The sequence below is a fragment of the Nanchangia anserum genome (assembly GCF_015240065.1).
In the GTDB taxonomy this organism is placed as follows: Bacteria; Actinomycetota; Actinomycetes; order Actinomycetales; family Actinomycetaceae; genus Nanchangia; species Nanchangia anserum.
Genome location: NZ_CP060506.1, coordinates 706,155 through 731,233 on the forward strand (window position 1 = coordinate 706,155; position 25,079 = coordinate 731,233).

The following is a 25,079-nucleotide window of genomic DNA, read 5'->3' on the forward strand; positions in this document are numbered from 1 at the left end:
TGGGGCCGGAGGCAGCCGGTTGTGCGATAATGAGCGCGGCTGTCCGCCGGCACACCCCGGCGGTGGAGCGACGCCCGAGGTGGCGTTCGCGGCCCCTCAGGGGTACGGCCAGAGGTTTCCGCCTCCCTGAGCGCTTTCGTCAGAGCGGGGCGGGGTAAGCCAGAGCGCGTGCGCGGGTGTGGGCGGGCGCGCCAGGAAGAGACCAACGTGAATAACGACAACGCTGACCAGCCGCAGCCCTCGGCACGTCCGCGTCCGGCCGCCGCGCTTTTGTTCCAGGCACCGGATCCCGCCATGGCGGCACCGCAACCGCGCCGTAGCCGTGACGACGACGGCGATGACTCGCGCGACCGCGACGACTCCTCGACATCTCGCCGGGGCAAGGACGGTGCCGACAAGGAGCGCAAGCAGAAGAAGGGCGGCGCGAAGAAGTCCGGGGGCAAGAAGGACTCGGCCAAAAAATCGGGCGAGAAGAAGTCTGAGAAGAACTCGGCTCCGGCGGACGACGAGGCACCACAGACGAATGACGACGCCGGCTCCGAGCGCGGCGACGACGATAAGCCGAAGTCGCGCAAGCGCACCCGCTCGCGCAAAGACAGGGGCAAGGACAAGGACGCTCCCTCGGATGCGAGCGATGAATCCGCTGAGTCCGGCGAACAGGCGGCCACCGATGGCGAGGATGATTCGGAATCGGAGTCGCATCGGCGCCGGCGTCGCCGCTCGCGCCGGTCGAGCGATTCGACACCGAGCGACGAAATCACTGCGCTGAAGGGGTCGACCCGACTCGAGGCAAAGCGGCGTCGTCGCCGCGAGGGACGCCGTGAGTCTCACCGTCACCACGCGATCACGGAGTCGGAGTTCCTGGCACGTCGTGAATCCGTCGATCGGCGCATGCTCATTCGCGAGCGCGATGGCCTCAACCAGATCGCCGTGACGGAAGACGGCCTGCTCGTCGAGCACTACGTCGCGCGCCATACCCAGACGACGATGGTCGGCTCGGTGTACCTCGGCAAGGTGCAAAACGTCCTGCCGTCCATGGAGGCCGCCTTTATCGACTTGGGCAAGGGACGCAATGCCGTTCTGTACGCCGGCGAAGTCAACTGGGACGCCGCCGGTCTGTCGGGTCATCCGCGCCGTATCGAGCAGGCGCTCTCGCCCGGCGACACCGTGCTCGTCCAGGTCACCAAGGATCCCATCGGTCATAAGGGAGCGCGACTGACGGCGCAGGTGACTCTGGCGGGGCGCTATCTCGTCCTCGTGCCCGACGGGGCGATGACGGGGATCTCGCGCAAGCTTCCCGAGACAGAACGCAAGCGGCTGAAGAAGCTGCTAAAGACGATTGTGCCGGCCGACCACGGCGTCATCATCCGCACCGCGGCCGAGGGGGCGACGAAGGAACAGCTCGCGGCCGACGTCGAACGGCTGCTCGGGCAGTGGGAGGCCATCTGCGCGAAGCAGAAATCGACGCAGAAGGCCCCGCAGTTGTTGCACGGTGAGCCCGAACTTGCCCTGCGTGTCGTTCGCGACGTCTTTAACGAGGACTTCAATCAGCTCATCATCGAGGGCAAAGAGACGTGGGCGTCGGTGTCGGCTTATGTCAACGAGTATGCTCCCGATCTGGCTGACCGGATGGAGCGCTGGGTCGAGAACGATGACCTGTTTGCGGCCAATCGCGTCGACGAGCAGCTGGCGAAGGGGATGGATCGCAAGGTCTGGCTGCCCTCGGGTGGTCATCTCGTCATCGATCGCACCGAGGCGATGACGGTCGTCGACGTCAACACCGGCAAATACACCGGTGGTGCTGACGGCACCCTGGAGGAAACCGTCACCAAGAACAACCTCGAGGCGGCCGAAGAGATCGTTCGCCAGCTCCGCCTGCGCGACATCGGTGGCATCATCGTCATCGACTTCGTCGACATGGTGTTGCCGGCCAACCGCGATCTCGTGTTGCGTCGCCTCATCGAGTGTCTCGGGCGCGATCGCACGCGTCACCAGGTTACCGAGGTCACCTCGCTCGGCCTCGTCCAGATGACGCGCAAGCGCGTTGGGCAAGGCCTCGTCGAGGCGTTTTCGACTCCGTGCGCTCACTGCGAGGGACGGGGGTTCATCGTTCACGACGAGCCGGTGGAAAAGCCGGGCGCTCAGGCATCGCCGAAGCGTTCTAAGCGCTCGGGCAAGCGCGAGGACAAGAACGCGGTCGAGGACGCCAAGGCGAAGGCGCAAAAGCAGGCGGCGCGCTCGATGAGCAAGATCGCCGAGGCATCGAAGCATGATTCCGGTGACAGTGGGCGGACCGCCACGAAGGCGTCGCAAGCGCCGGTGGAGAACCCCGAGAACGCGGACGCATCGGCTCGGACTCCGGCGACGACCGAGACACCTCGCGGGGCCAAGCGTGCCGCGGGTGCGGCTACGCGTACGAGTGCCGCGACGTCGTCGAGCGTCGAGGCCGTCATCATTTCCGACCTCGACGATCTCAAGGCCGAGCGGGCTGCGGCACCCAAGCGCGAACGCAAGTCAGCGCCGGCCACGCCCGACATCGAGCTGGGAGAAGGGCCGCGCGAGGCGCGCCAGACACCCCGCGCCTCGACGCGTAAGGCGTCGACGCGGCAGGCGCCATCGTGCTCGAGTTCGGATTCCGCGGCCCTCATCATCGATGGGTAGTCGTGTCTGACACCACAGCCCATCTCCGGCATAGAGTTTGCCCGGGCTTGCAGGCCTAGGCTAAGCTGATTCGTCGGTGCTAGTCCCACGTTTGTGGGCAAGTGGGAACCCGATTCATGGGGTTCGCCGCGGCAAGAAGTGAAGATAACCGAGTAGGAAATGAGCAGCAACGTGGTCTACGCGATCGTCAAGGCGGGTGGCCGTCAGGAAAAGGTCTCCGTGGGAGACGTCGTTGTCGTCGACAAGCTCGACGCCGAGGCGGGGGACTCCGTCTCGTTCGCGCCTGTCATGATCGTCGACGGCGACCAGGTGGTGAGCGATCCCGCGGCTCTTGCGGACAAGACCGTCAGTGGCGAGGTTCTCGCGCAGACCAAGGGGCCGAAGATCCGCATCCTCAAGTACAAGAACAAGACGGGCTATCGGAAGCGCCAGGGCCACCGCGCCCAGCTGACCGAGGTCAAGATCACCTCGATCGCGTGAGCGGTCGCAGCTAAGGGAAGAAGGTCGAGCAATGGCACATAAGAAGGGTCTGGGTTCCTCCCAGAACGGGCGCGATTCGAACCCGCAGTACCTGGGTGTGAAGCGCTACGGTGGCCAGGTCGTCAAGGCTGGCGAGATCCTCGTGCGTCAGCGTGGCACGCACTTCCACCCGGGCAACGGTGTGGGGCGCGGCAAGGACGACACGCTGTTCGCGCTGCGCGCGGGCGCGGTCGAGTTCGGCCGCCTGCGCGGCCGCAAGGTCGTCAACGTCATCGCGTCCTAAGCGACGACGCGTCGTAAGCGGGGCTGGGGATTTCCCTGGCCCCGCTTCGTTTCACCAGTGAGGCACGCATGGCAAGTTTCGTAGATCGCGTCCGGCTCCACGTGCGCGGGGGCAACGGCGGACACGGCTGCACCTCGGTGCGCCGCGAGAAATTCAAACCGCTCGGCGGACCCGATGGCGGCGATGGAGGGCGCGGAGGATCGGTCATCCTCGAGGTGTCGGATCAGGTGACGACCCTGCTCGACTATCACCACCGACCCCGGCGCGTGGCAGAAAACGGCACGCCCGGGATGGGAGCGAACCGGCAGGGCGCGAACGGTGAAGACCTCGTGCTGCCCGTTCCGGACGGCACGGTTGTCAAGGACACCGACGGGACCGTTCTCGCCGACCTGCACGGCCTCGGGTCCCAATTCGTTGCCGCCGAGGGTGGCATCGGCGGGTTGGGTAACGCCGCGCTCGCATCGAAGAAGCGCAAAGCGCCAGGATTTGCCCTGCTCGGCCTGCCGGGCGACGAACGCGACCTCATCATCGAGGTCAAGTCGATGGCCGACGTGGCCCTCGTCGGCTTCCCCTCCTCGGGCAAGTCCTCGCTGATCGCCGCGATGTCGGCGGCGCGCCCGAAGATTGCCGATTATCCGTTCACTACGCTCGTCCCTAACCTCGGCGTCATCACCGCGGGCGATACCCGGTTCACCATGGCCGACGTTCCCGGCCTCATCGCCGGGGCCTCGCAGGGCAAGGGCCTGGGGCTGGAGTTTCTGCGCCACATCGAGCGCTGCGCCGTCATCGTCCACGTCGTCGACACGGCCGTTTTTGAGGCCGACCGGAACCCCGTCGACGACATTAAGGCGCTTGAGGCGGAGCTGGCGGCTTACCGCTCCGACCTGGATCAGCTGTCCCACTACGTTCCCCTGATGGAGCGGCCGCGGCTGATTGTCCTCAACAAGGTCGACATTCCCGACGGTGAACAGATGGCCGATTTCGTCGCGGACGAGCTGGCCGAATTCGGCTGGCCGATCCACTGGGTCTCGGCGGTGACGCACCGCGGTCTCGACGACCTGGCCTTTGATCTGGCCCGCATCGTCGCCGCGCATCGCGCCGCACACCCAATTGAGGACGAGGCGCCTGTCGTGCTGCGTCCGCGTCCGCTCGGTCGCCGCGCGCAATTTAGCGTGACGGCTCTGCCCGAGGGACACGAGGCCCGTTTCCAGGTGCGTGGCGACAAGCCCGAACGCTGGGTCGCGCAGACCGACTTCACGAACGACGAGGCCATTGGGTATTTGGCCGATCGCCTGGCAAAGGCCGGAGTCGAGGACGAACTGATCAAGGCCGGCGCGCGAATGGGAGATGCCGTCGTCATCGGCGATCTCGACGGTGGCGTCATCTTCGACTTCGATCCGACGATGGTCGGAGGTGCCGAGCTGTTGGGCGCGCGTGGGGAAGACCTGCGGCTCACCGAGGGCGGACGCACCCCGCGTTCGGAACGTCGTCGCGAATACCATGAACGCATGGACGCTAAGGAGGCTGCGCGTCAAGAACTCGCCCGCGAACGCGAGGCAGGCGTGTGGACAAGCCCCGAGGAGTGAGATGGTGAACGAGGCCGCAGACACCCGCCCGAGCGGACCCGGCGATCTGGCCGGTCTGCGTCGCCTCGTCATCAAGTTGGGATCGTCGTCCCTGACTCGCGACGACGGCGGCCTCGATCTCAATCGACTCGATATCGTCGCGGCCGAGGTCGCTCGGCTGGCGAGTCGCGGCGTCGAGGTCGTTATCGTCTCCTCGGGTGCCATTGCCGCCGGGTTGGCACCGCTGGGACTGAGTGAGCGGCCCCGTGTGATCGCGCAAGCACAGGCCGCGGCGGCGCTGGGGCAAGGATTGTTGCTCGCGCACTGGCGCTCGGCGTTCCAGTCCCACTACCGCCACGTTGCTCAGGTGCTGCTGACGGTCTCGGACGTGACGCGCCGCAGCAGTTACCTGAACGTTCGCCAGGCTCTCCATGAGCTCCTAGAGGCCGGGATCATCCCCATCGTCAACGAGAACGACACGGTGGCCACGGACGAGATCCGCTTCGGCGATAACGATCGGTTGGCGGCGATGGTGGCGCAGGCCGTTCACGCCGATCTGCTCGTCCTGCTGACCGATGTCGATGCGCTCTACACGGCCCCGCCGTCGAATCCGTCGGCCAGCCGCATCACGCGCGTCGACGACATTGCCGCGCTGCCCCAGGTCGAGATCGGCGGTGCGGGGTCGCGCGTGGGCACCGGCGGAATGGAGACCAAGCTCGCCGCCGCGCGCATCGCCGTCGCCTGCGGGATTCCCGTTCACTTGGCGGCGGCAGATGAGCTGCATCGCGTGCTGACGTCGGGCACGTGCGGCACGTGGTTCACCCCCTCGCCCGTGCGTCGTCCCTCGCGGCTGGCGTGGGTCGCCCACGCGGCAGGAGTCGCCGGTAGGGTCACGATCGACCGCGGCGCCTTACGGGCGCTGCGACGTCACGGGTCGTCATTGTTGGCAGCGGGCGTAACCGCTATTGACGGCGCGTTCCGCGCCGGCGAGGTCGTCGGCCTGTGGTGTGACGGCGCTGAGGTCGGGCGTGGCATTGTCGCATTTGATTCCGAGGTCGCCTCCTCGATCGTGGGCCTACGCATGTCGCAGATGAGTTCCCACGTTGACACGCCGCGCCCGCTGGTTCATCGCGACGATTTGGTCCTCTTCCGCGACGGACGCGACCCTGACACTACGGTGGGAGCATGACGATGACGGCACATGCGTGTGAACTCGACGATCTGTTGGCGGCGGCGAAGCGCGCCGCCGGTGAGCTAGCTCCGACGTCGGGCGACGAGCGCGATGTCGCCCTGGCGGCTATCGCCGACGCTCTGGAGACTCACGCCGAGGCGATTTGCGCCGCCAACGAACGCGACGTTCGCATCGCGACCGAGCGAGGAATGAGCACAGGGCTTATCGACCGGCTGCGCCTGGACCACGACCGCGTCGGCGCGATTGCGCAGGCCGTACGCGAGATCGTCGCCCTACCCGATCCGGTGGGCGAGGTCACCCAGGGCAGGCGGTTGGCCAATGGCCTCGAGGCCACGCAGGTACGCGTGCCCCTCGGCGTCGTCGCCATGATCTACGAGGCACGCCCCAACGTCACCGTGGATGCTGCGGCCCTCGCCCTTAAGGCAGGCAATGCCGTGATTTTGCGCGGGGGCTCGGCGGCGATCAACTCCAACGCCGCGCTCGTTGACGTCATGCGTTCGGCGCTGGCCGAGACGAATCTGCCGGTCGACGCCATCTCCACGGTCGACCCGTGGGGACGCGAGGGCGCTGCCGCGCTCATGCGGGCGCGCGGATACGTCGATGTCCTCATACCGCGCGGCGGGGCGGGTCTCATCGAGGAATGCGTGCGTTCTTCGCAGGTGCCTGTCATCGAAACCGGCACGGGTAACTGCCACCTCTACGTCGATGCATCTGCCGATCTCGATGACGCCTGCGCGATCGCCGTGAACGCCAAGACCCAGCGTGTCGGCGTGTGCAACGCTATCGAGACCCTGCTGCTCGATCGGGCTACCGCGCAGACGGCGTGGGAGGCGATTGTGCCGGCGCTGGCCGAGCGCGGTGTGAAGTTCCACGTGGGGCCGCAGGCCCGGGAGATCCTCAATCTCGCCGGTTACGAGTGGGTTGACGGCGATGAGACAGACTTCGCGACGGAATACCTGTCCCTCGACATTGCCGTTGAGGTCGTCGATGGCGTTGACGAGGCCATCGGGCATATTCGACGCTACTCGTCAGGTCACACCGAGGCGATTGTCGCCCAAGACGCCACTGCCATTTCGCGTTTCGTCCGCGGCGTGGATGCGGCGGCGTTGGCCGTGAACGCGTCGACGCGGTTCACCGATGGTGGGCAGCTGGGACTGGGCGCAGAAATCGGTATTTCCACTCAGAAGCTGCATGCGCGCGGACCGATGGGAGTTCACGCGTTGACGTCAACGACGTGGATCCTTACCGGCACCGGGCACATCCGCCCGTGAAGCTGCGCGCATAGATACGTAGAATCATGGCGACGAGCCAGTTATGACTAGCGGGAGGACGTCTATGGACGCGCGAGCGCCGGTGGAGCGGTTGCGTATCGGGGTGATGGGCGGAACATTCGATCCCATTCATCACGGGCACCTGGTGGCAGCCTCCGAAGTGCAAAATGTCTTTGGGCTGGATGAGGTCATTTTCGTGCCGACGGCCACCCAGCCCTTCAAGAAGGGCCGCAGGGTCAGCGATCCCGAGCACCGCTATCTCATGACCGTCATCGCGACGGCGTCGAATCCGCGCTTTAGCGTCTCGCGGGTCGACATTGAACGCGGGGGTGTCACGTATACGGTCGACACGCTGCGTGACCTCGCGGAACAACGCCCGGGCGCTGAGTTTTTCTTTATCACCGGCGCGGATGCGTTGGCGAAGATCATGGAATGGAAGAACACTGACGAGCTGTTCCGGCTGGCGCACTTCGTCGGCGTGACGCGGCCCGGTCACGATCTCACCATCGACATCGGTGCCCCGCGGGATAACGTGTCGCTGCTGAGTGTGCCGGCGCTCGCCATCTCCTCAACCGAGGTGCGCGAGCGCTCGACCCAGGGCGCGCCGGTGTGGTACCTCGTTCCCGATGGGGTCGTTCAATACATCGGCAAGTACGGGCTGTACCGGGAGACCGCTCGGTGACCTCTCCTTCTGGCCTGCCTTCCCGGCGTCTGGCGCGCGCACACGCGGCGCAACCGGCGCAGGGCGAACGCGATACCGCGGATGCGCTGTGGCAGGCCGAGATGGGACCCGACGACGCAATGGCGGATGACCATCGTGTTGAGTCGATGCAGCGCCCGGATGTGTCCGAGCGGTATCCGTCGCGGGTGGATGCCCGCGGTGGTTCGCGGCAACGGCCGGCCTGGTGGTCGTGGATCGTGCGGTGGGTGATCCTCATCATCGTGCTGGTTTTTGTTGCTTTCGCACTTGTGACGATGATGGATCGATCGGTATCTTCGCCCGGAGGTGCACGTGCTGGGGCCGAACTGATAAACGTGACGCGTGGCGTCTGAAAGGATGTAACGGATGGATAGCGTAGAACAGTCACTGGAGTTGGCGCGTGAGATCGCGGCGGCTGCCGCTGATAAGCAGGCCGAAGATGTCGTCGTGGTCGACGTGCACGAGCGTCTGCCCATGGTTGATGCGTTTGTCATTGCCTCGGCTGATAACGAGCGCCTCGTGCGTGCGGTTGCCGACGCCTGCGATGAGGCGCTGGCCGCGCGTGGCGTGAGCCCGCGTCGGATCGAGGGTGCAGACACCTATCGGTGGCTGCTCATCGATGCCGGTCGCATCGTCGTGCATGTGTTCCACCGGGATGAGCGCGAGCATTACGACCTGCAACGCCTGTGGCACGACAGCCCACAGACCCCCGTGGCTGCGGAAGGCACCGATTAGTCGTGGCTGCCACGCGGGTCGTCTTGTGGCGGCATGGTCAAACCGATTACAACATCGAGGGCCGAGTCCAGGGGATTGTCGACGTCGCCCTCAATGATCGTGGCTTGGGGCAGGCCCAGCGGGCCGCCCACGTGCTGGGGCAGACCTATCAGCCCGTGACGATCGTGTCATCGGATTTGGAGCGTGCCCGGCAGACGGCTCAGGCTCTGGGCGACGTCGTCGACCAGGAGGTCCGCGTGGACGAACGCGCGCGCGAACGGGCCTTCGGCAAGCTCGAGGGCCTGACGTCGAAAGAAATGCGGGCGCGCTACGAGGACTATTACGAGCAGTGGCGGGCGACGGGGGAGTGCCCCGCCGCCGGCATAGAGGCGCGCCGCAGCGTGGGCGCTCGCGTCGCCGACCTCATCCGCGAGGAGTGCGAACGCGCCGAGGCGGGACGCACGCTCGTCGTCGTCTCGCACGGATCGGCGCTCACCCAGGGACTCGTGACCTTGATGGGGCTGGATCCCGGCACGTGGGCGGGTATTCGTGGCCTCGATAACTGTCACTGGGCCGAGATCGCTCAGGCACAGCGTGCTCCCGGCTGGCGCATTCACGCCTACAATCGCGGTGCCGATCGCTAGGGCACGGTCACCCGATTTGGCACTCTGAGTCTCGGCGCGTATCCTTGAGCCTGTCCGCGGGGCTATGGCGCAGTTGGTAGCGCGCTTCCATGGCATGGAAGAGGTCGGGGGTTCGAATCCCCCTAGCTCCACCAAATAGAGTCCTCTGGTTGGCACCGGCATTTTCCTCCACCGAGTGCCCTGCCTCCCTCACCGGCACCCGGCACGCCGCCTACATGGCGGACGCCCAGTACTGGTACGATCACCAGCACCGCGACCGCGCCCGCTACTTACAGCTCGGTGACGGGAGTTCACGTATTTAGTTCTTGTCCGTAAAGGGAGGTATTTTTTATGCGAAAGCGTTACGTCCCCATTTTGTCATCGCTAGCACTTGCTACGACATCTGTTGGCCTTTGGATCTATGCGCTGCGAACAACAACTAGTACTCCGCTTTGGGGGCAATGGCTGATTCTACTGATTCTCGTTGTTGAATCACTAGTAGGTCTAAGTGCAGCCATCGCGCTGAAGAGCGCCGTATTGCTTAGGGGTATGTATATATTTGGGGTATGCCTTTGTCTACTCGGTTGGGGCTCATTCTTCTACTATGCACATAACACTCCGACTGCGATCAACATCTCCGGATTTCTAGCCATTATTGCAGGATTGGCAATCAGCCTTATGTTCGCTACGGTTCTTGCAGTGTTAGAAAGTTGGAGCTAGTCTTCTATAGGCCTTGCAGCCAAGCCAAATGCGCATCCTCTTCACTCAAGGGAGGCTAGGGTGCGTATTTGTCTATACGCTGCAAGTAATCGACACTTCGAAAATCTATCCTCCTTCCCCTAACCTTACGGTAAACATCGATGCCCTGGCTTGACGCGGTCATCCGTGGTGACTACGGCAACGGGGAACGCCGCCACTGCCGTCTTGGCAACGGGGGGCGTATGGGTGAAAGCCGGCCCCGGGCGAGGTCCTGGGGGATTGCGACTTCGGATGGAAAACGGTGAGTGATTTTGATGATGTCGCTAACATCGCGATGTGCCTCGAGCGGCTCCATCGGGCCTATGAATGCATTGCAATGAAGCGGTCTTGAGTGCTGTGACCTCGTGTCCCGGGACCGCTTGGTGGGCGATCGGTATGACTCGGTCAGACTGGTTAAGCGATGCGGCTGGCAAGATTGGTAGCAGACATGGGAGCATGGGGGTAGGTCCCTTGAGAACGATACGGCTGCGGACTTGGTCCTGGACTTACAGGAAGCGACGTCCGAACAGCGGTAGCAGATCATCGCGGAGCTGCTAGCTGAGAATCCGGATAATATCGACGCTTCCGCTGGAGAGGGCCTGGTGGGGCTCGCGGCTTGGATCACGAGCCGAGCCGCTGTATCGCCAGTCGATGCAATGACCAATGAGAAGCTATCTGAGCGTTTGAGCGCGGTATTAGATGAAGAGCGCAGCGAGCTGGCGCAGCTGTGGTCAGAAGCCGATGAAGATGAGCGCCGCGAATGGGTGCGTAGCATCGAGCCGCTGCGGATAAAACTGCGATAACTGATCTGTTGTCCCGCCCGGATCTGCGTACATGGCAAGGTTCGGAGGTGAGTAGCGCAGCTGTATCTGGGTTTGGCGTGTGCCTCGCCGGTTAGGATCTCAGCATGGTGGTCGCGCACGTAGAATTGCCTGTCGAGGTGGGGCTGTTGCGCATATGCGCGCAATCTCTGATTCCTGCGACGAGCTGCACGCACATCGACGATGTCGTCTCGGGTTTGCTTGCTGTGCAGGGCCAGCAGGTCTCGGCGCTTCCTCACGCTCTATTGGCGAGGTGTCCCGAGGCGACAGGCTCAGATGTTGCGGCGCTATTCAACTCGCAGGTGCTTGTGCGACACCGGCCGATGCGGGGAACCGTCCACATCACCACCGCGCAGGATTTCCATTGGATGAGGGTGGCGTTGAAGCGCGATTTTTCTCCGACAGACCGGCGCAACTATGACCGCCTGGGCATCAATGTGCCCCTCATCGATCAGGCCTGCACCGTGGCGTGGGAGGAAATCGCCAACCATGGCGGGCAGATCCCCAGAGCAGAGCTGTTCGACGCGTGGGTTCGTCGGCTGAACACGACGCATCCGGCGGGTTCACCTCAGCAGCGACGGTGGTGCACGTTTCTTATGTACGCCACGATGCACCTGGGCGCCATCGTGGAAGGACCGATGGGGAAGAATCAGCATCTGTTTATTGATGCGCGCCAGCTTCCCGCTGCCGATAGCCCGCAGTCTGGGTTCGCGCTCCCACCTGCTCGGCGTGATGAGGGGATCGTCGAGATCGCTCGCCGTTACATCCTCGGACACGGGCCTGTCACCACCGGTGATTTTGCTTGGTGGGCCGGACTGTCGAAGACCACAGCGACGGCCGCAATCACCGCAGCTAGTGAAGTCGACCCCAGCATTGGCGTTTTCGATATGGAGCCCGATGGCCTGAGACGTGCGTCGCCGCGCAGCGACCGAGCGCAGGTGTACATGCGCACGGATCTTCGCGACGTGGCGTCCGAACATCGCGAGCAAGCGTTAGGGTTGCTATTTCTGCCGTCCTTTGACGAGATCTATGTCGGCTACGCCAACCGGACCTGCCTGACCGACAACGCCGGGGACCGGCTTATTTGCCCGGCCCGCAACGGCATGTTTAAGCCGTTGATCATTTATCGTGGACGGCTGGTGGCGGTGCGTCCGGCCGATGGTCGCATCCGCTGGCTTTCCACGCCCAGTAAGAAGCTCGAGAAGCGCACTGACCGTGTAGTGGAACAGACCCTTCACCGCTTAAAAGCTAGCTCAGGTCACATTCGCTGACGTTCAGTCGTCCTCTGATATCGACAGGGTGGCACCGAGCGATATGTCTCCGTCAGGAGAGCGGAAAAAGATATGCGGGCACGTCGCCGCCTTTTCGTTTTCCGGAGCAAAAAGGATCTGTCCCGCCACCTTGGCAACCTTCTCAAAGGTCGGGACGAGATCGTCATGGGTCTCCACCCCGGCAACGACGACGTCCCAGGTGGTTGGTATAGCGAAAACTATCCCGTAGCCCGTGTTAGGTGCCAGCAGCTCGACGCGAGACACAACGGCGCTCGTGCACAGTGATTGACCCTGGAGCCACCTCACCGATCCGTCGTCGCTGACATGCTGATCGACAAGAGGCATGGCTAGGGTGTTTTCGATGGCCATGCCGTAGAGTTCGTCGAGACTCTGCGGCAGCCGCTCGATATCCGCCGATGTCACCCACCGCAGCGTCTCGGGATAATCGATGACGAGAAGCAACGACATGCCCGGTACCAACTGGCGCGTATACGCGAAGTCGTCTCGCGCGGCGGGATCGGACGTGGCGTCGTCGGGGAGTGCGCGGACGAATAGCCGTTCCGACAGGTCAATATCTTCGATGTTTTCCTCAGTGTAGTTTGGGGAATTCAGCAGGGAGTCAAGCCAACCGTCGATTTGGGCCTTCAACTCGTCTTCGGACAACAATGTCGCCCACTCAATAGGCCGCGACAAGGTCAGCCTCGCGCCGGGATGGCCGGTAACGAGTTCGAAGTAGGGAGTTCCATCGTCAAAGGTATCTGAGACGACCTCGATTCCACGACGTTGCAGCAACTCATACGTCACGCTCTGCGCGAGCTGCGTCGGTGAGGGCTGGTTGTGCTTCTTGCGTTTAAAAAACATGAGTCCCCGCTTCGTCGCCTGCTGCCCTTTCGCCTCAGCATACACGGGTGCCCTAAGGCCGCCGGGAAGGTCAGCAAGTGATCACGTGCTGTGGTGGTACGCGATCCCGCGCTGCGGTCACGATCAGGACGACGCGGCGTTACGCAGGTCGGCTAGCAGTCCACCGTGGTTGATGAATTCGCGCAGTAGCTGAGTACTCATGCTGTCCACGTGGAGAGGCGACAGGTTAGTGGCGTCGCGTTGCTCAAAATAGTGCTTTGCCCGCTGGAGATCGACGCCGTTACACAATCGGGAAAAACGTCCGTATTCCTCGATGTCGCCACCAGCGCTGTGGATGTCGAGGATCTCGGCAAGCAGCTGAGCATCGACTCCGAGGGCGCGAACGACCCGCGCGATCTGTGCTTGCTGATGCGCCATCTTATAGTCGTTGATGTAGTCGCCCACCGTCTTACCCTCGACGAATTCGACGCGCCCGGATTCGACGTCGTGCAGCCATGACCTGGCAAACGCCTGGTCGTCGGCACTGAGCCGGGCGAAGCTCGCATGCAACTCTTCCAGCAGTGCGGCCAAGCGCTCTCGGGATTGGTGGGTATTGCGGGCTTCCATATAGGCGCGAAATCTCTCCTCCATGTAGCGCGCATCAATCGCCCCGGTGTTGATGCGGGTGATGTAGGGGTCGAGGTCGATGGGTACCTCTGCTCCTGGCCTGCGCGGGCGTTTGCGGGCCGCGAGTTCCTGGTAACGCATGACCAGGCTCAGGTAGTCATCTTCGGTGATCTCGACCGTGATATTGCGAGTTTCAAACTCATAGGTGCGCTTATCCCACGTGAATCCTTGGATGAGGACCGATTGTAGCCTGCGGTAGAGCTCGCGGAATGCTCGCGCGAATGCGAGGCGATCGGCACGGGCTGTGGGCAGCTTTGAGAAATCACGCCCACCAAAGGCCCGGATGATCTGGTGGAAATACATGTTTATCTTGAACAGCTGGTGCTCGAGGTGGTCGACGAACAACCCCCGGGGCGTGTTCCCAGCGTACAGGGCGACGGCCTGGTTGATATGGGCGTTCATCGTCCACGGACGCCGGTAGTAGCGGATCGATCCGAAGGGCTTGTCGGCACCAAAGAGACGGTTAGTGCGCGAGAATGCCTGAATGATGTTCTCGTATTCGATGACCTTATCCAGATAGAGGGTGTTCACCCATTTCGAGTCGAACCCCGTCAGTAGCTGGTTAACGACGATGACGATATCGAGCTGTCGGAACGTCCCGATATTGTAGGGGACCTTATGGGCAATCCGGTTGATGACGTCGGCCTTGAACTGAGCATGCGTCGCCAGGGTGAAGCTCTGCCCGAACCGGCTGTTGTAGTCGTCGAGAATCTCGACCAAGCCGTCTTCCTTGTCGAGCTGGGCCTCACCCGTATTGTCGATGGCAGGATCGAACAGAGCCGTGACGTTCAGTTGAGGATGCTCGGTGCGGAAAATGCGCGCGTATTCGATGGCCTCATGGATCGAACTGGTGGCGAGGATGGCATGGAATTTGCCACCTCGGCTCAGCTGCTCCCAGTGCTTGGTGATGTCCTCAACGACAGCGCGGTGGTGTTCGTCGCGCGTATATTGCGACGTCGGTAATTCGTCTTCGATCCCCCTCACATAGGTGCCGTCCTGTCCGTCAACTTTTCCCGCCATCGGCACCGCTTGGGGATTCATGTAGTGGTTGTAGACGCGCGCCTTATCAGGATCCGCCAGGGCCTCGGCCACGGAAGTCGCTCGGGCTTTTGACAGGGCGATGGCCTCACGCACCTCACTTTCTTCGTAGGTCTGCACCATGACGGGGTCGAAGCCCAAGACGTTGTGGTCGCGGATCCCGTCAGCGAGGGAGTAGCGGTGCAGCTCGTCGCCAAATAGGTCGGTGGTGGTCGTGTGTTTGCGCTGATTCTCAGCCTGGATCGGGGTGCCGGTGAAGCCGAAGAACAGCGCATCGGGCAGGGTGCGCTTGATGGTGGCAAGCATGTCGCCGAACGTCGAACGGTGTGCCTCGTCGACGACGAAGACGATTCGTTTGGCTCCCAGCGCTGCCCGATTGGCGGTCGTGAGTCCCGCGTCCTCGTTGAGGCGGCTCATCTTCTGGATGGAGGTGACAATGAGCACCGAAGTGGCGTCGGTGAGCTTGTCGAGTAGCTCGTGGGAGGTGGCCGTGTCTTCGACCTCGATGGCATTACCGCCGAAGCTCTTGTAGCTTTGCAGTGACTGTTCACCGAGTTCGCGGCGGTCGAGCAGGAAGACGACTTTATCCGCGTCTTGGGAATCCGCGATGAGCTGAGCTGTTTTAAACGACGTGACGGTCTTGCCGGAGCCTGTCGTGTGCCAGATGTAGCCGCCGCGCTGGTCGTGGTTGCCCCAGGCGGTCTTTGCCACGGCATTGGCAATCTGGCTGGCGGCGTAATACTGGTAGCTGCGCATGACCATGAGCACGCCGCTCGCCCTGTCGGCCACCGTGTAGAAGCCGATGAGCTGATGCGCCATGGGGATCGACAGCAGCCGCTCGATGACCTGGCTCCACTCGTTGACGGGGGAGTTCTCGAAGTCGGCCCAATGGAAGGTATAGGCCGGATTGACGCGGTGGCCGGGTCCGGGGTTGGCGAAATAGAGCGTCTCTTCTGGGGTCATGGCGACAAAGATCTGCACGAGCGAGAACAGGTTGCTAAATACGCCCTCGTGTCCGTACTTGTCGATCTGGTTGACCGCCTGGCTGACGGGTATTCCCGAACGCTTGAGCTCGATGTGAATGACGGGCATTCCGTTAATGAGGAGCACGAGGTCGCCGCGGCGCTGTGGCAATACCCGCTTGCTGGCCCGGTAGCGGGGCTGACGGGCAATCTGGTAGCGCGATTGACCGCCCGCGATCTCTCGGCGGTCATAGATCTTTAGGCTCACCTCGCTGCCCCGGTTTGTCGCGCCCGGTGCATCGCGTCTGATCGCCACCGTACGGCCGTTAATGAACTCGTTCAGGGCGAGGGGAGTGCGCAGGGCGGTGACCTGCTCGAGGATCTGCGCCATCTCGGTGTTCGTCAGCGGTACGTCTCCCAGCCGGTCAACCGAGCGATTGTTCTCGTAGAGGATCTGTGCCCAGTTGTCGAGGAGATCCTGTTCGCTGGGATAGGTGAGCACCTCGCCCCAGCCGTAGCGTTGAAGCATCGCGACGACCGCATCCTCGAACTCGGCTTCACTGATGAACGTCATCGTGCACCTCCCGGGCGGGGAAACATCTTCTGTAACAGCGCGACCTTGGTCTGCTGGAGCTTGTCGACATAGGTCTGTTCGGCTGAGATGAGTTCGTCCAGCTTCGCGAAGAACGTACCGATGGCGCGCTGCTCGGCGAGAGCTTTTGGGAAGTAAATGGGGATGTCCTGTAATGATTGCTGATTTAGAGTGACGCCCTTGGTGGCCCGGTTTCGCCCGGCATAAAAATCGAAGGAGCTCAAGTGGTGTAGTAGGTATGTACTGTCAAGTTTGGATTGATTTTTTATGGGGAGGGCTGCGATTGCTTCATTCGTGTAAAGGTCCACTCCGGCAAACGACAAGCGACCAAGTGTCAGTTTGAAGCTAAGTAATATTGTGCCAGTGGGTATGAGTCTGCCACCAACTGCGCCGCTCGGTGTGATGTGCTCTGTCGTTTCCGTCACCGTAGAACCGTGACGCATGTCTGAGATTGAGACCCACGGGAGTGTGCCACCCCATAAACTCGGATTGTCTCGGCTGGGCGTGCGGCCAATTACGAGGTCGCAAATGTCCTCAAGTTTCACCGTATGCCAGGGGCCGTCGAAGCCCGGGAAGCGCAGCTCCGGGGCGTCTGCTCCCTTGCGGGGAAACATCTTTTGCAGCAGGGCCGTCTTCGTCCGCTGGAGTGTCTCCCTCTTGACTCGGTGCTGCGCGATGAGCTCGTCCAGCTTCGCGAAGAACGCCCCGATGGCGCGCTGCTCGGCAAAGGGCGCTGGTAGTGTGATCCCCGCGCTTGCTATTGCTCTCTTGGAAAGGCTGGGTAATCCTGTTGACTCGTCTAGTTCCTTCCAATTGACGAGATCAAAGCAACACTGGAGAAAGTTGATTCCGAGGTTTGTCTTGGGGATTGCGAAGAATAGGGTATCTACAGTCCAGAACGGCGCCTTGAGGATGTAGGGGTGATCGATAGTGCCTTTTCGGCCAATGCCGATAGCGTCGCGTTCAAAGCTAAGTGCAGAATTTACCGAACACATGTACCCGCCTGTTCCGTATACGGGTATCGGGCCCGGCTTGAGGTGCTTATAGTCTCGGCCATTTCCGATAGTGGAAACGTCGCCTATGTGCGTATGTTTCCACGACCCGTTAAATCCCTCGAAACGCAGCTCCGGGATCAGTTCCGTGCTCATCCCTCGAGCACCGCCTTCAGGGCACGCAGCGCTTCCATGTCCGTCGGGCTGCCCACTAGAGAGTCGAGCATGCCGGTAAGTTCGCGCTGGATCTGCGTGGTCTGCTCAGCGACCTCAACGACGGGATTGCGGTACTTGTCGGCGAGCGCGCGGATGTTCGTCAGCAGGTCTCGCAGGCGTTGACGTGGCAGGTCAGCGAGGCGGGCGATCATCGGGGTGATCCACTTGGCGACAAGCAGCCGCTCAACGTCGACATCGCTGAGATTTCGCAGCGCGTCGATGGTCGCGGCATCCAGCTCAGCGCGGCCAGCCGTGAGGTCTTTCTTCGCCGCAGTGGTCTCGTTGATTAACCGCAGGGCCGCGATCTGGATGCCCTCGCTGCTGTCCTCGGGGTAGTCCTCGCCCGTCTTGCGCAGCATCTTTACTGAACGGCTCAGCGTCGCCTTGGCAAACGCTGTCGCGTCGTCGTTCATGACCTCGGCCAGCTCGGTCTTCTGATCGTCGCTTAATCCCTCAATTAGCTCGGCGAGTTGGCGCTCGGCGCGCGTTTGCCGGTCGGCGCACGTATCCACACGCGCTCGTTGCTCGCCTAGCAGCATGTCTTGGACCAGGTCGAACGGCAGGATTCGCCCCGTCCAGCCGTCAGCAACCTCGTAGGTCTCCTTCGTCTTCTGCCGCTTCTTCATCACCAGGCGTGGCTCGACCGCGCGGATGGCGGCGTCACCCTCGGTCTGGATCATCTCGAGATCTGCGCGAACGATCTGCCACTGGTCATGCACGATCTGATAGGCCTCGTAGACATCGAGCAGCGGCACGGAGGCGAAGCGCTCGAATAGGTCGTGCGTGATCTCGTCGGCTGTGGTCGCCAGCCGTGCACCGGCACGGCTGCGGACAAGCTTGTCGTTCAGCCACATATCCATTCCGGCCAGCGCGTTCGTCACTCGTGCGTTGAACCTGGTCACCGACGAATGCGTATCCAGGACAGCTTGGGGATCGTCAACGAGGTGGGCGTATCCCGCGTTATCGAGGGTGAACAGGTCGTCGCGTAGCCCGGGAAGTGCCGTCCATGCCTCGGCGAACTCGTTGAGTTCGCTGGCCGGGATACCGCCTCGAACCGTCGCGAACAGGTCGACGCTCTCGGTTGGCTCGGCCGCGCTGACGTAGCGGGGAATGTTGAGGTTGTAGTCGTTGGCGCGAATCTCATCGCGACTGACCACGCGGGCGAAGCGATCGATGTTGACCCGGTTGGCGACCGCGTCGGCGATACGCCGGATATCGCGGGCGCGCAGCTGGTTCTTGTTGCCGGACTTAATGAAGCCACGTGAAGCATCGATGAACAGGGTGTCGTCGTTATCGCGGCGCTGTTTCAACACCATGATGATCACAGGGATGCCCGTGCCGTAGAAGATATTCGGCGGCAGGCCGATGATCGCGTCAACGTGGTTCTGCTCGACGAGCTGGCGGCGAATAGTTGCCTCGGAATGTCCGCGGAACAGCACGCCGTGGGGGAGGACGATCGTCATGATCCCGTCGGGCTTGAGATGGTAGAGGTCGTGCAACACGAACGCGTAATCGGCTTTAGAGTCTGGCGCTAGGCCAAAGCGAGAAAAGCGCGGATCGTTCTCTTTGTGTGAGGGATCCCAGTTCTGCGAATACGGCGGGTTACTGACGACGGCGTCGACGTAGAGCGTTCGATACGTTCCGGCGGGATCGTCTTCGTCGAAGATTGGCCAGTCCTGTTCCAGGCTGTCGCCATTGCGCGTGACGATGTTGTATGGCTCCACGCCGCGCATAAGCAGGTTCATGCGGGTGAGGTTGTATGTGTTGGACTTGAGTTCCTGGGCGTAATACTTGATGCCGGCAGCATTGTCCATATGCGGTTTCATTGCCTGGCCGATGTTGAGCAGCAGCGATCCCGATCCCGACGTGGGGTCGTAGATCTGGATCTCAGACCGCTCGCCCAGGTGTGCAGCGATGATCTGGCTCATCAGCTCCGACACCTCGTGCGGGGTGTAGAACTCGCCCGCCTTCTTGCCGGCGTTGGCGGCAAAGTTGGCGATTAGGTATTCGTAGATAAATCCGAGGACGTCGTAGCCCTGCTTGCCGTCCGTGGGAATGTCGTCGATGGTGGCGAGGAGCTTGCGGATCGACCGCGTTTGTGCCGCCGCGGTGTCGCCGAGCTTCGACAGGCCCGTCTGTAACGTGTCGAAGATGCCGTCGAATACCTCATGCCTGGTGACGTTGCGGGAAAAGGCCGCTAACGCATCGCGAACGCGAGCGACGTCGAAGTTTCTCCCCCCCCCTGACATCCAGGTGGAATAGAGGTGTTCGTGGGAAATAAAGAAGCCGAGCTTGTTCTGGACAAGCGTCACCGCGGCGTCGTCGCTCTCGGTCAGGTAGTCGGCAAAGTCCTCGCGTGGCACGTCATAGCTGACCAGGAGATCTTCCACCTTGCCGCACAAGAACTTGTAGAAGATGAAGCCGAGAATATAGTCCTTGTACTCATTGGCCTCGATCTTCGAGCGCATGTCATTGGCCGAACGCCAGATCTTCGACGCCAACTCGTGCTTGTTCATGTGCGGGTGCCTTCGTCTTTCGTCGCTGCCAGCGCGGTGACGTGGCAGCGGGGTAGAGGATGCGACGCGTCGAGTCTACCCGCCGCGATCTGGGAGTCGGGGAAATGAGGACAAACCCGAGCACCGGCAGCTCGCCGGCCCCGTGGAACGGCCCGCGGAGCCTGCTGTCCACATCGCGGACGCGCGAAATTACTCGTGTCCGCGCTGGACCGATAATAACACCGCCCTTGAGGCACATTGGAGGATCGGTTATGCGGTTATTTGTGCGACATTACCCCGGGCGGGTTGCTGTTTATCTCGTTGTGGCGTTGATCTCGGTGACGCTCGAAACGGGTGTGGCCTTCATCTTGGCGGCGCTCGCGAACTCGGTTACCGGAGGAAACGGCCATTCGCCGATCAAGCTGGCGGCCTTCGGATTGGTCTATCTCATCCCGCTGGCCCTCTTCGACTGGTTGCGAGCCGTCACGGTGACGCGCCTGCAGACGCGATTTACCGCGGCATTGCGCGGCGAGATCGTTGATAGCGCACTCGCGTCGACGCTGCCGCGCGACCGGGCGATCGTCGCGACCGGGGAGGGGCTTCAGGGCGCACTCATTAATGACGCGAAGATGATCGGTGAAGACTACGCATACGCGTTCTTCTTCATGATCGAGCAGGCGATGTTGCTGGTGGCGGGCCTGATCGGCACGGCTGTCATTAATCCCGTTTTTATTCCGATCGTGCTGGTGCTGTCGATTTTCGGGATGCTTCTTCCCAAATGCGTGGAAAAGCCGCTCACTGCCGTGCAGAAGCGGGTGGCGGACGCGAATAACACGTATCTGGATCGAGTCACCCTCGTGAGCTCCGGTCTGGAATCGCTGCTGTCGATTCGCCGTACTCGGCGTGTACAGCACGTCGTCAAGGAATCGATTGCCGATCTGGAAGCGGCAGAGAATTCTCGCTTCGCGACGCGCAACTTCATGTGGACGCTGACGTGGGTGTTCGGCCTCGTCATCATCATTGGTGTGTGGGGAATCGGTGCGAAGCTTGCCGCCCTCGGGTGGATCAGCATCGGCGGAATCGTGGCGCTCGCTCAACTGATGACCCAGGTGGCTGGACCGCTGCAATCGGCGGCTGAACAGTATTCGCAGATCATCGCTGGCAGGCAGCAGTATCGCGAACTCAAACAGAAACTGGCGCCGTCCTCAGACACCCAGGAGATCTCGGAGGATCCGCGGGTCGCCGATGATAATGCTGATGAACGTGGTGCCCGTGACAATGAGCTGCGCCTGGATGACTTTTCTGTCCACGCCGACGAACACGCTCTGCTCGAGGACGTTTCCCTGACACTCCCACGCGGAGCACGGGTCCTCATCAGTGGTCCGTCGGGCGCGGGAAAGACGTCGCTGCTGCGTGGTCTGGCGGGCCTCCAGACGTCCGCGGGAACGATCACGCTCAACGGGGCGACGATCACGCCGGCGACGCCGCGCGAGCAACACGTGCGCCTCATCACGCAGCGCCCAGTCGTCATTCCGGGAAGCCTGGCCGACAACATCGACCCCGACATGACAGGGACGCAAGGTGAACTCGCTCGAACGGGGCACCGCGACGTCCTAGGGCCACTTGTGGACAGGCTCAACGACAATCCGGCGCAGCCGATAGACAAACTCTCGGGCGGCGAGACGCGGCGAGTCCACGTCGCCACCGGGCTGGCGGCACCTGGCGAGGTGCTGCTGCTCGATGAGATCACGACGGGTCTGGATACGCCCTCGGCGGCGCGGGTACTGCAAACGGCGTTGAGTATGAACCGCGATTACGTGTTTGCGGTGGCGCACGATCTGCCGTTGCCGCCGCGCGAACTCGGATTCACGCACATTCTGGAAATTCGTGACGGTCGCATGGCGCGACTGTCGGACGTAGCATGAGCCCAACCGTCGCGATGGAGGAATCATGCTCAAGAAAGTCGGGATCGTTGTAGCCTGTGGCGTGTTTGCCGCCGTGCTGTATTGCCTCCAGGCGGGTCTAGGACTCGACCTGAATCCGGGGCTGGGCCGAGACTCCATCGACGATGAGTTTTCCGCGTTAGGACTGGTCGCGTGGACCGTTGTCGGCATTGTTGTTGGCGTCGTCTGTCTCGTTATTCAGCATATGAAGAACACGAAATGACCGACGCGGCACCTGAGTAAGACCGACGATGAAGGCCGGTGCATCACTTGATGCACCGGCCTTCATCGTGAGAGCGAGAGCGGATTAGTCGTCGCTGCCGGAGCGGCGACGGCGCGAACGGTTGCGGCGACGCCGGCCACCGCGCGGAGCATCGCCGTGCGACGAGCGCGAACGCGACGACGCCGAGCCACCCGAGCGTCGCCGAGAACGTCCACGTGAGCGACCGCGTCCGGCAGGCGTACCCGTTTCGCCCAGATCCTCGATCTCCTCTGACTTCAGGCCCGAGCGCGTGCGCTGGGCACGCGGCAGACGCGGGCCGGCATCGGTCGGAATATCCAGATCAGAATAGAGGTGGGCGGAGGTGTGGTAGGTCTCCAGGGGTTCGGGCTGATCCAGCCCAATCTCCTTGTTGATGACGCGCCAACGCGGCACATCGTCCCAGTCGACGAACGTCACGGCCGTACCCGTGTGACCGGCGCGGCCCGTGCGGCCCACGCGGTGAATGTACGTGCGCGCATCCTCGGGGCACTGGTAGTTGATGACGTGGGTGACGTCGTCAACGTCAATGCCGCGTGCCGCCACATCGGTGGCGACGAGGACGTCGACCTTGCCCTTGCGGAATGCCCGCAGGGCTTGTTCGCGCGCCCCCTGGCCGAGGTCTCCATGCAGCGCGGCTGTGGCGAACCCGCGCTCGCCCAGTTCCTCAGCCACGCGAGCCGCTGTGCGCTTGGTACGGGTGAACACCATCGTCAGCCCGCGTTCCTTCGCCTGGAGGATGCGCGAGACCACCTCGATTTTGTTCAGCGCGTGGCAGCGGTAAATGACCTGGCGCGTCGTGCGTACCGTCGCCCCGCCGTCCTCGGGATCCTGCGCCCGGATGTGGGTCGGCTGCGACATGTAGCGGCGTGCCAACGCGACGACCTGGCCCGGCATCGTGGCCGAGAACAGCATCGTGTGGCGGTTGGCCGGTGCCCGCGACAGCAACGTCTCGACGTCGGGCAGGAAGCCGAGGTCGAGCATCTCGTCGGCTTCGTCGAGGACGACCGTGCGCACGGCCGACAGGTGAAGGATGCCGCGCTTGAGCAGGTCGATCATGCGTCCCGGCGTGCCGACGATGATTTCGACGCCGCGCTCAAGGGCCTCGATTTGCGGTTCAAACGCAACGCCACCGTAGATCTCGGCCACGCGAATGTGCCGGTGTGTCGCCGCCTGGCGAACGTCACCGGCAACCTGCTTCGCCAACTCGCGGGTCGGCAGCACGATCATTGCCTGGGGCGAGCCGAGCGAAAAGACGCCATCGGCACCGTCCTCCTCGGGACCGCGGACATCTTCGAGGATCGGCAGGGCAAAACCCAGCGTCTTGCCCGTGCCCGTCTTGGCCTGGCCGATGATGTCTTGGCGCTTCAAAGCGATCGGCAGGGTGAGGGCCTGAATGGGGAAGGGATGGGTGATGCCCACCTCGGCGAGGGCCTCGACCAGGGGAGCCGACACCCCAAAATCGGCGAACGACGCGGTGTCGAGGTCGCGGCTGGAGCCGTCAGCATCGGTAATGTCTGGGGTCGCCTCGTCAATGCGCGGGGCGTGGGCGGCGTCGGTATTCGCCACCCCTGAAGGAACAGAAGACATCTGAGTCACGCTATGCCTTTCCGGCGCCACCCGGAGGCGTCTCAACGGGCGGCACATTCGATGTGCGAGGAAGCCGATCGCTCACGTACGCGCGTGGCCTGCACCACCGATGGATCCTGAAACAAGGACACGATCGGGCAACCGTGGACGGGCCTATTCTAAGCACGACCGTGGCGCAGGCCCGAATCCGCGCGCTCACCGATAGCCTGGGGGCATGGATAAAGAACTCATCGGCCTGGGCGCCTACCTGTGCGTGAACGCCCACGGGCGCCTCGTGAAGGACTCCCAGTTGGCACCGAGCATGGTCCAACAAATCGAGCTTGCGCGCATCGCGGATCGGGCATGGCAGGCGTTCGAGTTCCTCGAGAAGGCCGGCGAGGCCGACGGCCACGACATCATCACCCTCATGCGGCCCTCCCACGGTCTCGTCAATCACCTCGAAGAGCGGTTGCGCCCCTCGGACTGGTGGGATCGCGTCGCCAAAACCTACGTGTCGCTGGGGATGATGGGCGATCTGTGGTGGCTCCTCGCCGAACGAATGGGCGAGACCGAGGGTATGAGTGACGACGTTCGACACGCGTGGGGACACACGGAATGGGCGCGAGACCTCATCAGTGCCGGCGACGTGAACGAGCCCACGCTGCATGCGCGGCTGTCGCTGTGGGGGCGACGGGTCCTCGGCGACGTGCTGTCCACGGCGATGGCGGCCGTGAGCGGCTACCCCGGATTGGCCGGCATCGTTGATGCCGAGCGCGAGGACATCATCCACACGCTCACCGAGGCCCACACGCGGCGGATGCGTGAGGCCGGGCTGAAGGGTTAGCCGACGCCGAAGCCGACCTTCTGGGTGCGCTCGGGCAGGATTTCGATGTAGGACAGCTGCCGCGGGGCAATGATGAGGCTGCGTCCCGATTCCTCACGCAGGGTGATGGCGCGGGCGCTGTCGCCCTGGTTGGCCTCGGCCACCTGTGCGAGTTCGTCTGCCGTCATGTCGACGGTGAGGTTGAGCTGTTGGCCCGGGCCTGTGGTACCCACGTGGATCTGCATGAGGGACTCCTCTCGCCGTTACTATCGGCCCTCAACGCTAGTCGAGTTCGCCGAGCGCGGCTAATGCGAGGAAAATGTCGGCACCGGATGATGGGGTGA

At 62.7% G+C, this 25,079-nt stretch carries 23 protein-coding genes and 1 tRNA gene; 18 read left to right on the top strand and 6 right to left on the bottom strand.

Translation table 11 applies throughout. The features are described 5' to 3' along the window. Window positions 1-294: 294 nt before the first annotated feature. The 15 genes from H8R18_RS03265 (at window position 295) to H8R18_RS03330 (ending at window position 12,319) form a co-directional block, all read left to right on the top strand. The gene (locus H8R18_RS03265) at window positions 295-2,661 is read left to right on the top strand and encodes an Rne/Rng family ribonuclease (protein ID WP_191072384.1); all 2,367 of its coding nucleotides are present in this window, start codon (window positions 295-297) and stop codon (window positions 2,659-2,661) included. A 159-nt stretch (window positions 2,662-2,820) separates the two neighbouring features. Further along, entirely contained in the window at window positions 2,821-3,141 is a 321-nt protein-coding gene (gene rplU, locus H8R18_RS03270; RefSeq protein WP_191072311.1) for a 50S ribosomal protein L21, read from the top strand. A gap of 31 nt (window positions 3,142-3,172) precedes the next feature. Further along, window positions 3,173-3,424, top strand: a complete 252-nt coding sequence (gene rpmA, locus H8R18_RS03275; RefSeq protein WP_191072310.1) for a 50S ribosomal protein L27 — start codon at window positions 3,173-3,175, stop codon at window positions 3,422-3,424. 68 nt (window positions 3,425-3,492) lie between these two features. Beyond that, window positions 3,493-5,010, top strand: a complete 1,518-nt coding sequence (obgE, locus tag H8R18_RS03280) for a GTPase ObgE (RefSeq protein WP_191072309.1) — start codon at window positions 3,493-3,495, stop codon at window positions 5,008-5,010. Between the two features lies 1 nt (window position 5,011). Next, window positions 5,012-6,178 carry a glutamate 5-kinase gene (gene proB / locus H8R18_RS03285; protein ID WP_191072308.1) on the top strand — a complete coding sequence of 389 codons (1,167 nt, stop codon included), beginning with the start codon at window positions 5,012-5,014 and terminating at the stop codon, window positions 6,176-6,178. A 2-nt stretch (window positions 6,179-6,180) separates the two neighbouring features. Further along, complete coding sequence (locus tag H8R18_RS03290) at window positions 6,181-7,452, top strand: glutamate-5-semialdehyde dehydrogenase (RefSeq protein WP_191072383.1); 1,272 nt, start codon at window positions 6,181-6,183, stop codon at window positions 7,450-7,452. Window positions 7,453-7,495: 43 nt separating this feature from the next. Next, on the top strand, window positions 7,496-8,134 hold the full coding sequence (gene nadD, locus H8R18_RS03295) for a nicotinate-nucleotide adenylyltransferase (RefSeq protein ID WP_420826903.1): 639 nt from the start codon (window positions 7,496-7,498) through the stop codon (window positions 8,132-8,134). Beyond that, entirely contained in the window at window positions 8,131-8,505 is a 375-nt protein-coding gene (locus H8R18_RS03300) for a hypothetical protein (protein ID WP_191072306.1), read from the top strand. The genes nadD and H8R18_RS03300 overlap by 4 nt, the downstream gene beginning before the upstream one ends. Before the next feature lie 13 nt (window positions 8,506-8,518). After that, complete coding sequence (rsfS, locus tag H8R18_RS03305) at window positions 8,519-8,887, top strand: ribosome silencing factor (protein ID WP_191072305.1); 369 nt, start codon at window positions 8,519-8,521, stop codon at window positions 8,885-8,887. Window positions 8,888-8,889: 2 nt separating this feature from the next. Then, a complete protein-coding gene (locus tag H8R18_RS03310; protein WP_191072304.1) occupies window positions 8,890-9,510 on the top strand; it encodes a histidine phosphatase family protein in 621 nt (206 codons plus the stop codon). A 58-nt stretch (window positions 9,511-9,568) separates the two neighbouring features. Further along, window positions 9,569-9,644: transfer RNA gene (locus H8R18_RS03315), tRNA-Ala, on the top strand. Window positions 9,645-9,659: 15 nt separating this feature from the next. Beyond that, a complete protein-coding gene (locus tag H8R18_RS09145) occupies window positions 9,660-9,812 on the top strand; it encodes a hypothetical protein (protein WP_223875410.1) in 153 nt (50 codons plus the stop codon). Between the two features lie 537 nt (window positions 9,813-10,349). Next, window positions 10,350-10,493, top strand: coding sequence for a hypothetical protein (locus H8R18_RS09905; RefSeq protein WP_420846896.1), 144 nt, complete (start codon window positions 10,350-10,352; stop codon window positions 10,491-10,493). Between the two features lie 390 nt (window positions 10,494-10,883). Continuing rightward, window positions 10,884-11,030 (top strand): hypothetical protein, encoded by a 147-nt coding sequence (locus H8R18_RS03325; protein WP_191072302.1) that lies wholly within the window; start codon window positions 10,884-10,886, stop codon window positions 11,028-11,030. A gap of 104 nt (window positions 11,031-11,134) precedes the next feature. Beyond that, window positions 11,135-12,319, top strand: coding sequence for a DNA glycosylase AlkZ-like family protein (locus H8R18_RS03330; protein ID WP_191072301.1), 1,185 nt, complete (start codon window positions 11,135-11,137; stop codon window positions 12,317-12,319). 3 nt (window positions 12,320-12,322) lie between these two features. On the opposite strand, the gene H8R18_RS03335 is transcribed toward H8R18_RS03330, so the two are convergent. The 4 genes from H8R18_RS03335 to H8R18_RS03350 all read right to left on the bottom strand — a co-directional run bounded on the left by H8R18_RS03335 (window position 12,323) and on the right by H8R18_RS03350 (window position 20,162). Then, entirely contained in the window at window positions 12,323-13,180 is an 858-nt protein-coding gene (locus H8R18_RS03335; RefSeq protein WP_191072300.1) for a hypothetical protein, read from the bottom strand. Between the two features lie 123 nt (window positions 13,181-13,303). Next, entirely contained in the window at window positions 13,304-16,420 is a 3,117-nt protein-coding gene (locus H8R18_RS03340; protein WP_191072299.1) for a type I restriction endonuclease subunit R, read from the bottom strand. After that, complete coding sequence (locus tag H8R18_RS03345; protein ID WP_191072298.1) at window positions 16,417-17,586, bottom strand: restriction endonuclease subunit S; 1,170 nt, start codon at window positions 17,584-17,586, stop codon at window positions 16,417-16,419. Before H8R18_RS03345 ends, H8R18_RS03340 begins: the two co-directional genes overlap by 4 nt. Continuing rightward, on the bottom strand, window positions 17,583-20,162 hold the full coding sequence (locus H8R18_RS03350) for a type I restriction-modification system subunit M (RefSeq protein WP_191072297.1): 2,580 nt from the start codon (window positions 20,160-20,162) through the stop codon (window positions 17,583-17,585). Before H8R18_RS03350 ends, H8R18_RS03345 begins: the two co-directional genes overlap by 4 nt. A gap of 251 nt (window positions 20,163-20,413) precedes the next feature. Here H8R18_RS03350 and H8R18_RS03355 point away from each other — a divergent pair, with 251 nt between their 5' ends. Together H8R18_RS03355 and H8R18_RS03360 are read left to right on the top strand one after the other, a co-directional pair. Next, window positions 20,414-22,066 (top strand): ATP-binding cassette domain-containing protein, encoded by a 1,653-nt coding sequence (locus tag H8R18_RS03355; protein ID WP_191072296.1) that lies wholly within the window; start codon window positions 20,414-20,416, stop codon window positions 22,064-22,066. A gap of 25 nt (window positions 22,067-22,091) precedes the next feature. Then, window positions 22,092-22,307 (top strand): hypothetical protein, encoded by a 216-nt coding sequence (locus H8R18_RS03360; RefSeq protein WP_191072295.1) that lies wholly within the window; start codon window positions 22,092-22,094, stop codon window positions 22,305-22,307. Window positions 22,308-22,391: 84 nt separating this feature from the next. Here the strand turns inward: H8R18_RS03360 and H8R18_RS03365 are convergent, their stop codons facing one another. After that, on the bottom strand, window positions 22,392-23,933 hold the full coding sequence (locus H8R18_RS03365; protein WP_223875409.1) for a DEAD/DEAH box helicase: 1,542 nt from the start codon (window positions 23,931-23,933) through the stop codon (window positions 22,392-22,394). Between the two features lie 214 nt (window positions 23,934-24,147). Here H8R18_RS03365 and H8R18_RS03370 point away from each other — a divergent pair, with 214 nt between their 5' ends. After that, on the top strand, window positions 24,148-24,756 hold the full coding sequence (locus tag H8R18_RS03370; RefSeq protein ID WP_191072293.1) for a ferritin-like fold-containing protein: 609 nt from the start codon (window positions 24,148-24,150) through the stop codon (window positions 24,754-24,756). Here the strand turns inward: H8R18_RS03370 and H8R18_RS03375 are convergent. Beyond that, a complete protein-coding gene (locus tag H8R18_RS03375; protein ID WP_191072292.1) occupies window positions 24,753-24,980 on the bottom strand; it encodes a DUF3107 family protein in 228 nt (75 codons plus the stop codon). The genes H8R18_RS03370 and H8R18_RS03375 overlap by 4 nt on opposite strands. Between the last annotated feature and the right edge of the window lie 99 nt (window positions 24,981-25,079).